Here is a 6,296-nt window from a genome sequence, read left to right as displayed (position 1 = left end):
TTCATCTGTGTATTTTTAGTTAGCATTTCATCCACCCCATTAAAATCTCTGTACCTTAATTATACAAAAAAGACCGCCGGCAAACCCGAATATTTTCGGATTTGTCGACAGTCTGAAATAACTACCTCAAGTAGGTAGTTATTTTATTTTTGTTAAGTAGAGAGAGTCAACCCTCCTCCATATTTACATTTGTTACGTAAAAAAGGACCAAACTCGGTCCATTTTTATATTCAATTATTATGAAAATTCTACTTAAGCCCCTTCATACTCCTCAACATTCCGGTTAATCATATCAATTACACGAATGATGCCACGCACATTATCCAGATTATCTCTAAATAATTCAGTTACACTTCCCAAAGAACGAAAAGGATCTTCTTGCAATATTTTCTTCTCAAGGGTTCCGTTCTTAACGACATAATCGATGATGAGTTTTACAAATCGCAATTGATTAACGTTTAGTTTTTCTTCGTTAAGGAACTCTGAAAATGCCTCATTTGCTGCTTGCTGATCTAGACCTACTATTTGTCTTACGAGTTTTGTAATTGGAGTATCGCCAAATTCTTTTTTGTAATCATCCTGTGTACCTAGTTCAGCCCAAAGGACTCCTTCAAGAGTTTGCACTTCTTGTTTGGTTAACGGCTTGTTATGACGCAGCTTATAGATGGCTGTTTGATCTAAGTGTTCCTTTAAATATTGATTAACCTTCTTCCGGTAATTTTGCAGATCATTTGAACCGTAAAATGGTGTATCTTCTTTACCGATAACTGTAAAGATGTCGGTAAAATTCGTGTAGTAATCTTTTTGATTCTCTCTCTCTAAAAACTTAACGAGCTCACGAATCGCTTCACGCACTTCATCAAGTTCAAATATATTTGCTTCTTCCCAGAATGTCTCGGATTGAACTTTTATTAATATATCCCGCTTCGCATTAATTTGCGGAATGGTGCTTAGTTTAGATAATTCTTCTGCTGTCTGCACAACACTTTTTATTGGCCTAGTTGCATTCTTTGCTGTTAGCTTTGCAAGTTCAATGGAGTACATTACACTGTCAAACCGTTTCGCAAGTTCATCATCCACAATGGAAATAATTAATGGAGAAATATGCTCCTGAATCTCACTTACATTTGTGACAGTAAGTGCTTGCCAATTCGAACGATTTTTATATTTATGGACAAATTGTAAATGCATCCTTACCTGAAAATTCTCATCATTTAACCGATGAATCTCCTGATGCACGCCATCAATTAAATCGTTTCGGTGTCGAATATACGGTTCGTCCTGAAAATCAAGTGCTTGAAGTTCTTTAATAATGTCTACTTTTAAATTAAAAATTCGTTCGGTTAACCCTACTGAAAGTTTTCCTTCAATTCCTTTTTGATTCTCTCGGAAAAACTCAAAATTTCTTAAATAGTCAAATATTAAAAAGTACTTTTTATCTTCCCCAATTCCAAATAGATCTGGACAAAGACGAGTACCACGGCCTATCATCTGCCAAAATTTCGACTTAGAACGAACCTTTTTGAAAAATACTAGATTGACGACTTCAGGAATATCGACTCCGGTATCTAACATATCCACGGATACGGCAATTTGCGGAAACTTATCCTTTGTTGAAAAATCATCAATAAGAGTCTGGACATAATCCACTTTATAATCAATTTGACGAGCAAACTTTCCGTTATACTGCGGGTAAATATGATTAAAACGTTCTACGATACGCTTAGCGTGTTTGGAATTATTAGCAAAGATAATCGTTTTACCTAGCTTATCTCCACCCTCTACCTTGATACCATTTCCCATCAGGTCATTTAAAACTTGATCAATCGTATTGTCATTAAACAACCATTGATTAATAGCCGAGTTACTGATTTCTTCGCCTTCCACCTCATCAATAGTATCTTCATATTGTTCTTTTTCTTCATCGGACAATTCATCGTAACGCACTCCATCGTCCAAGATTTTTGAAGTGGTTTCAATTGTACGATATTCAACAAGATAACCATCTTTTACTGCTAGTTCAAGTTCATAGGCATATGTTGGGGCACCTGTTTCTAAACCAAAGATATCATAAGTATTTTTATCAATCTCATCTTTGGGCGTAGCCGTTAATCCTAATATAATACCATCAAAATATTCAAAGATTGCACGGAACTTTTTGTAGATACTACGATGGCTTTCATCGACAATGATCAAATCAAAATGGCCAACAGTAAACAGTTTATTACCGTCTTTTCGTTTCGTATCATCAATCGCATTCATCATTGTTGGGTATGTTGAGAATACCATTCGGCTTAATTCAGGATTGTCTTTGTTATCAAGTAAATTACATAATGTCATACTTGAAAGTAGATTATTAAAGTTTTTCTTAGCTTGTAATACAAGAGCAGTTCTGTCCGCTAAAAACAAGACATTTTTAACCCAATTATGCCTTACTAAGACATCAACTAAAGAAACAGCAGTTCTTGTTTTTCCACTTCCAGTTGCCATAACAAGAAGTGCCTTTCTTTGCCTGGCTTGGATGGCTTCACAAACAGAAAGAATCGCTTCCTTTTGATAGTAACGATTCGAAATCTCGTCATTAATTTCAATATCAATTAATGGTCTTTGAATCGTCCGTCGGTCAATTAGTAATTGGAGGTCCGCCTTCGTATAAAAACCGGAAACTTTCCTTTCCGGATAATTCATATCATCCCAAAGACGAATATCAAATCCATTCGTAAAGAAAATTACAGGTCGTTGTCCGTGCATTTGTTCAATGCAATCTGCATATAATTTTGCCTGTTGTTTTCCCTTGTTAGCATCATACGAAGTTTTCTTTGCTTCAACTACTGCTATTATCTTACCATTGTCCCCAAGTAGAACATAATCAACAAATCCAATACCTTGATTATTGGGCATACCCGTTACTTGATACTCTACAAGAACGTCACGTCCAAACTCCCACCCTGCTAATTTAAGCTCCAGATCAATATAAATTTTTCGGGTGTTATACTCTGATAGCTCATCTACTTGGAAATCGTATTGTTCTGTATTTTCTAAACGTTTTTCAGTTAAAACCTTCCGTAGCTTTTCATTTTCTCGCATCAAGTCTTCAAGTTTGCGATCCTTCGAGCTTAACTTCTCATACAACTCTTTATATTCTTCAGGTCTTTTTCTTGGCTCTTCTCCACTCAAAAGAACTTCTTCTTTGAATTCTGACTCTGAATAATTATCAGAATAACAATAATCTAACCAATCAATAAATTGATGAAGATTGTGTAATGCTAGTACTACTTCATCTCTTGTAATAGCTGAATTGGTGTGTACTGCAACATTGCCTAATTTAATGATGTATTTCATTAAAGGAAAAAGATCTTCATCTATCATTTCCCTAAATGTTGGCTCGTGAATCAAACTCGATAAATTATCCTGATAAGGTACTTTTAATTCACTATCTGATGTATATAACCATTTAACTGAAAGCTCTAATGCACGACGAGTCAAAATCGCACAAGTAGCAGGGCTCACTTGAAGGCTTTTCTCCGCCTCCAAGCAAGCATTTGCAAAAGTATTAAATTGAGCTTTTTCTTTTAAAAACTCAAAATTGCTAAACAAATGGCTCCCCCCTAATGAGTGTCTAGTTACTTCAATTAACCAGCTAATCGTTAAATAATTCTCCTGTGAAAGCACGTTGTAAAAAAGAGTTGTAAATTTTTTCAAATTCTATTAGAGAGGTTTCTAAAGTACATAGTTGTTCCTCAATATGCTTTACAATATTTCTAAAACCTTCTTGGAGCACTCTAGGTGGACACATTACTGGTATTTTATCAAGATTAGCTCGATTTAACTTATATTGATCAATTCCAGTTACATAATTCTTTATACTTATATTATCTATATATGTTTCTAAATATCGTAAATCGCATTTTCCATTATCAGAAATTATATGAGCGTGGTTATTTACCCAAAATTTACCGGAAACTAAAAAAGCAATTGGTTTATTTCTACTTTCTAGAGCTTTTCCATCCTCAGAGATTAATAAATATTCCCCATTTAACTTGTAATCATTTATAAAGTCAACTATTCCTGTTGCTCCATAATAGGGGTAAATCCCAGATATCTTTTTCCTATCAGCATCTTTGATTGGAACCCTTTTTGAATTCTCATTATCTACAATTTCACCCAAAAGTTTTATATCCCATTTCATTGGATTAATTGTTGGGTTTCCAAACATTTCAAAAAAAACACTGCGTTTCAAGGAAGATAAAGCTTCTATTTGTGATTTACGACTATCAATAAGGAAATGAGCACTTTCTAATATTTCTACAATTTGTTTTTGCCTTACTAATGAAGGTAAATATATTTCCAAATTTTCCAGGTCTTGTTTATTAAATCCAGCTTGAGCTGCTCTTGTACCAACGTTCTTTACAAAGTTTTGAAATATATTGGATTTCAAATAATAGTATAGATATCTTTTAGTGATTTTCTGCTCATCAGGAATAGTCTTAATTATTGCAACATTATAAGCTCCTTTTCGACCGGTTAATATTTTTCCAATCGAGGCACCATATCTTGCTATCAATATGTCATCTTCTTCACAAGTCTTTAAATTTGATTTAAGTGGAACATACTCATTTTCATTTCTTTCTTGTGTAAAATCCCTTATTTGCAACATTTGAATATACCCATCTTTATATTTAGTTATCCATTCACTTTTAGGAGGTTGGGTACCTCCTTGGAAGTCACAAACTGATACTAAAGAAACAATAGCGTTGCTCACTTAATCAATCTCTCCATTTCTTCCAAACCCTTCAATATTCCTTTTTCTAATATAATTATTTTTTCTAATATAACTTCTGGTTTTTCATATTCAACTACTTCATACTCAATCTCTTTATATTTATTAATAGATAAGTCGTATCCATTATTACGAATTTCGTCCACTGAAACAAAAAAGGATTGATCTGTACGTTTCCTGCTCTTTTCACCTTCTAAGTTATGAAATCTTTCTAAAATTTCAGGAATATCATTTGCATCAATTGGATTACGTTTATCGTCTAAAGAGAATCCATCCGCTTTCATATCATAAAACCAAACGTTATCTGTACCTCCAGATCCTGTCTTTGTAAAAATCATTATTGCTGTAGAGACTCCAGCATAAGGTTTAAAGACTCCTGATGGCATCGAGATAATTGCTTCCAGTTTGTGATCATCTACGATTTCTTTACGAATGGATTTGTGTGCATTTGAACTCCCAAATAAAACGCCATCAGGAACTATCGACGCACAGCGTCCTCCTTTTTTTAGCATTCTTAAGAATAAAGCTAAGAATAATAGTTCTGTTTTCTTTGTTTTGGTCACTTTTAAAAGATCAGCAGACACTGATTCATAATCTAAAGATCCTTTAAATGGCGGATTAGCTAGAACCAGTGTATATTGTTCAGTATCTTTATTTTGTTCAGAAAGGCTGTCACGATAATCAATGTTGGGATTATCTACACCGTGAAGCATCATATTCATTGCACCAATACGCAACATTGTTCCATCCATCTCAAATCCGTGGAACATTGTTTGATTGAAATGCTCTCTAAGGCTCTGAATAAGGAACATATCATTATGATTTTCTTTTAAATACTCACCGGATGCAACAAGAAACCCTGCTGATCCAGCTGCCGGGTCCACAATTATATCCTCTGGTGTCGGCTTCATAAGCCGAACAATCATTTCAATAATATGACGCGGAGTTCTAAATTGTCCGTTCGTTCCTGCTGTCGAAAGTTTCGATAACAAGTACTCATATAAATCCCCTAAAGTATCCTTATTTCCGGTAGAGCTACTAGTTTGTAATAACCCGTTAATTCCAGCAACCACTCTTGCTAATAAAGAAGCAGTTGGTATAACAAAAATAGCATCTCTCATAAATTTTGAATAAACAGTTTGTTTCCCACCTAAATTTTTAATAAATGGAAATACTTCTTCGGATACTACTTTAAACATTTCCTCCGGACCCATATTTGAGAAGATAGACCAACGTAACTGCGGTTTATCTTTTGGAAAGATTCCTTCGAAGTCTAAACCTAATAATTCTGCATCCATCTCTTTTTTCTTTTCATTATCATCTAGCGTTTTAATATACAAAAGATACGTAAACTGCTCTATCACAGTTAACGGATTAGTTATACCTCCAGTCCAGAATGTTTCCCACACTCTATCAACTTTGTTTTTTAATTCGCCTGTAATCATCTGTACACCTCAAAATGTTATGTTTATGACTATTATACTATATAATGACCCTTATTGATTTTCCCAAATTT

General features: G+C 34.2%; 3 protein-coding genes. All 3 read right to left on the bottom strand.

The genetic code is table 11. The features are described from left to right. Positions 1-252: 252 nt before the first annotated feature. From M5A78_RS22025 to M5A78_RS22015, 3 genes are read right to left on the bottom strand one after another with little or no spacing between them, the layout of a single operon-like run. Positions 253-3,597 (bottom strand): DEAD/DEAH box helicase family protein, encoded by a 3,345-nt coding sequence (locus M5A78_RS22025; RefSeq protein WP_248737430.1) that lies wholly within the window; start codon positions 3,595-3,597, stop codon positions 253-255. A gap of 43 nt (positions 3,598-3,640) precedes the next feature. Continuing rightward, positions 3,641-4,762, bottom strand: coding sequence for a restriction endonuclease subunit S (locus tag M5A78_RS22020; protein ID WP_248737429.1), 1,122 nt, complete (start codon positions 4,760-4,762; stop codon positions 3,641-3,643). Then, positions 4,759-6,225 (bottom strand): type I restriction-modification system subunit M, encoded by a 1,467-nt coding sequence (locus tag M5A78_RS22015; protein ID WP_248737428.1) that lies wholly within the window; start codon positions 6,223-6,225, stop codon positions 4,759-4,761. The genes M5A78_RS22020 and M5A78_RS22015 overlap by 4 nt, the downstream gene beginning before the upstream one ends. Positions 6,226-6,296 lie beyond the last annotated feature (71 nt).

The organism is Neobacillus rhizosphaerae (genome assembly GCF_937468385.1).
Taxonomy (GTDB): Bacteria; Bacillota; Bacilli; order Bacillales; family Cytobacillaceae; genus Neobacillus; species Neobacillus rhizosphaerae.
This window is presented reverse-complemented; position numbering and strand designations above follow the sequence as displayed.